General features: G+C 73.2%; 3 protein-coding genes. 1 reads left to right on the forward strand and 2 read right to left on the reverse strand.

The window, feature by feature from the left end; genetic code table 11:
* Positions 1-87 precede the first annotated feature (87 nt).
* Positions 88-1,359, reverse strand: a complete 1,272-nt coding sequence (locus tag ABZZ17_RS39920; RefSeq protein WP_356884278.1) for an MAB_1171c family putative transporter — start codon at positions 1,357-1,359, stop codon at positions 88-90.
* The gene (locus tag ABZZ17_RS39925; protein ID WP_356884280.1) at positions 1,352-1,939 is read right to left on the reverse strand and encodes a hypothetical protein; all 588 of its coding nucleotides are present in this window, start codon (positions 1,937-1,939) and stop codon (positions 1,352-1,354) included. The genes ABZZ17_RS39920 and ABZZ17_RS39925 overlap by 8 nt, the downstream gene beginning before the upstream one ends.
* A gap of 181 nt (positions 1,940-2,120) precedes the next feature.
* On the opposite strand from ABZZ17_RS39925, the gene mgt reads away from it, so the two are divergent.
* Positions 2,121-3,320 carry a macrolide-inactivating glycosyltransferase gene (gene mgt, locus ABZZ17_RS39930; RefSeq protein WP_356884282.1) on the forward strand — a complete coding sequence of 400 codons (1,200 nt, stop codon included), beginning with the start codon at positions 2,121-2,123 and terminating at the stop codon, positions 3,318-3,320.
* Positions 3,321-3,407 lie beyond the last annotated feature (87 nt).

Below are 3,407 nucleotides of genomic sequence, written 5' to 3' on the forward strand. Positions count from 1 at the left end.
CGCGGGCTTCCGCCCGGCGCACCGAGAGCACGCACCAGACGCCGCAGGGCCGCCCTCCGGGCGACGACGGGAGTTTGACGACAGGCCCTAGGCCCGGGAGTCCTCCAGGACCTCCTCCGCGACCGCGGGATCGGCCCGCGCGTACGCCTCGCAGACGCGCAGCAGCCACGGCACCTCGTCCGCGTAGAAGTCCTCGCCCGCATCGGGGAACTCGGCCGGGACGCCGGGTTCGCGGGCCGGGTCGCGCATGTTCAGGCGGGCGGAGAGGATCCAGTACGCCTGGGCGACGGCCTCGGCGTCCTGGCCCGTGTGCCCCTCGCTCTCGGCGAGTTCGAGGGACACCTGGTAGAGGTCGTCCGGGGCCCGTCGGCGCATGGCGTGGATGACGTCGCGGATCTCCGTGACCCAGCGGCCCAGCCGTACCTGGGGCGAGGCGTCGTGCGCGAACAGGTCGCGCGCGGTGACGAGGCGCCCGGCCCGGGACCGCCCGGGCAGCGGCCGGCCCGGCGCCCGGCGCACCAGGTCCGGGGCGGTCAGTGCCAGGTCCCGCCACAGCGGGTGGAGCCGCGCCAGCATCCGGTACGCCCGCACGCGGTTCACCGCCGCCTGGCTGGCCGGTGCGATGACGCCCAGGGTCCAGCACAGGAAGGAGGTGTAGAGCAGGACGTCGGTGGCGGTCTCCTGGGCGTTGGCGGCGTCCTCCGGGACCGGGAGGAAGGCCACGACGACGGCGTACGCGGCCCGGACCGCCGCGTACAGGGCGCCCGCCGCCATGCCGACGGCCATCACGGCCAGCCCGGTCCGCAGCGTCCGGCGGGCGGCCCCGCGGGCGGCGCCCGCCCACTGGTAGCCGCACAGTCCGATGACGGCGCCGCAGTAGCCGTAGAAGAGGGGCATGTAGACGGCCAGGCCCGCCTCACCCGCGTGCCGGGCCATGAACTGCGAGTCCTCCGGTACCGGTCCCCGGTCCAGGACCAGCAGGAAGACCGCGGCCATGGCGGCGACGACGAGCACGGCCGCCGTCACGGCGTGCCGCTGGACGGCCACGGTCACGCGCGCCCGCCGGGAGGAGGAGCCGTCGCCGGCGGCGCCGCGGTAGACGGCCGCGACGTACCGCAGGAGCACGCACATGCCCGCGACCACGAAGCAGTGCTTGAGCAGCGTCGACAGGTCGAACACGCCGAGGCCGTCCACGAGTCGGCGCCCCAGGTCGGTGCGCATCAGCCAGGCGCAGGCGAGCACGGCGAAGGCGCCCCACAAGGAGCGTTCGCTGGTGCGTCCGCGCAGGGCCGAGGGGATCCTCCAGAGCGCCTGGGCGAGGAGGAGGAACACGATCGCGTAGGTCAGGACGTCAGACAAGGCCGCTCCTGGCCGGTCGGGAGAAGGGGCGGGAGAGGGTGTCGTCGAGGCCCCGCAGGGTGCCGTCCTCGATCCGGTCGGAGGCGAAGGCCTCCTCGTGCAGCAGGTCGGCGATCATCTCGGCGCGCAGTTCCACGTGGGAGTCGTAGCGGTGCCGGGCCATGAACGGGCCCGTGCCGGCCAGGCGGGCCGTCAGTTCCGGTGAGAGCTCGGGCAGGAGGGACGCCGTCTGCCCGCCCTGCGTCGTCGGGTCGTCGCACCACAGGTGGGCGAGCTCGTGGAAGACGACCCGCTGCCGGTGGTACCCGGAGATGCTCTCCGGGATGAAGATCAGGTCGAGGAGCAGCCGTTCGTGGTGGATCCACAGCCCGCAGACGTCGCTCCGTCCGAGCAGCCGGTCCGGAGCGGACACCAGCTCGATGCGGCGTCCGCGTTCCGCCTCGATGGCGGCGACGAGCGAGGCCGTGCTGAAGGGGCGGGGCAGCGGCATGGAGCGGACCGCGCGGCGGGCCTCCTTGCGGACGGCCCGATGGCTGACGGGGCCCGGGGTGTCGCTGCCCGTCCGGCCCGACCGGCGCATGAACGTTCCTCCCGGCACCTTTCGGCACCTCCCCGCAGTCTCCCGGACACGATCGGACCGGAGGTCGAAATCCTAGGCCAGGGGGTGGGGTCCGGTGCGGGCGGGGACCGGCTTGTGGACGCGGGCGGTCCGGATGGCAAATCAATTGCACGAGACGTCTCGTCTCGTTTAGGCTCGTTCCATGACCGCAGCCAAGCCCGCACACATCGCCATGTTCTCCATCGCCGCCGCAGGCCATGTGAACCCCAGCCTCGAAGTCATCCGCGAACTCGTCGCCCGGGGCCACCGCGTCAGCTACGCCATCCCCGCCGCCTACGCGGACACGGTCGCGGTGACCGGTGCCACCCCGGTTCTCTGGAACTCCACCCTCCCCACCGACGACGACCCCGACGCCTGGGGCACCGAGCTCATCGACAACATCGAACCCTTCCTGAACGACGCCGTCCAAGCCCTCCCGCAGCTCGCCGCCGCCTTCGAGGGGGACGAACCCGACCTCGTCATCCACGACATCACCTCCTACCCGGCGATCGTCCTCGCCCGCCGCTGGGGCGTCCCCGCCGTCTCCCTCTCCCCGACCCTGGTCGCCTGGGACGGGTACGAGGAGGAGATCGCCGAACCCATGACCGCCCCGCTGAAGGCCTCCGAACGCGGGCGGGCCTACTACGCCCGCTTCCGCGCCTGGCTCGACGAGAACGGCATCCCCGACGACCCCGACCGGTTCGTCGGCCGCCCGCGCCGCAGCATCGTCCTCATGCCGAAGGCCCTCCAGCCGCACGCCGACCGGGTCGACGAGAACGTGTACACCTTCGTCGGCTCCTGCCAGGGCGACCGCGCCGACCAGGGCCACTGGCAGCGCCCGCCGGCCGCCGAGGGCAAGAAGACCGTCCTGGTCTCCTTCGGCTCCACCTTCACCAAGCAGCCCGCCTTCTACCGGGCCTGCCTCGACGCCTTCGCCGCCCTCCCGGACTGGCACCTCGTCCTCCAGATCGGCAAGTTCACCGACGAGAGCGAACTCGGCGAGATCCCCGCCAACGCCGAGGTACACCGCTGGGTGCCCCAACTGGACATCCTGCGCCGGGCCGACGCCTTCATCACCCACGCCGGAACCGGCGGCTGCCAGGAGGGCCTCGCCACCGGCACCCCGATGGTCGCCGTCCCCCAGGCCGTCGACCAGTTCGGCAACGCCGACATGCTCGTCGGACTCGGAGTCGCCCGCCACCTCCCCATGGCCGAGGCCACCGCCGAGGCCCTGCGCACCGCCGTCCTGGAGCTCACCGCCGACCCCCAGGTCGCCGCCCGCGCCGCAGCGATCCGTGCCCGGATGGCCACCGAAGGCGGCACCCCCCAGGCCGCCGACCTCATCGAGGCCGAACTGCCCTAGGGCCTGTCGTCAAACTCCCGTCGTCGCCCGGAGGGCGGCCCTGCGGCGTCTGGTGCGTGCTCTCGGTGCGCCGGGCGGAAGCCCGCG

It is taken from the genome of Streptomyces sp. NPDC006512, assembly GCF_040611935.1.
Classification (GTDB): Bacteria; Actinomycetota; Actinomycetes; order Streptomycetales; family Streptomycetaceae; genus Streptomyces.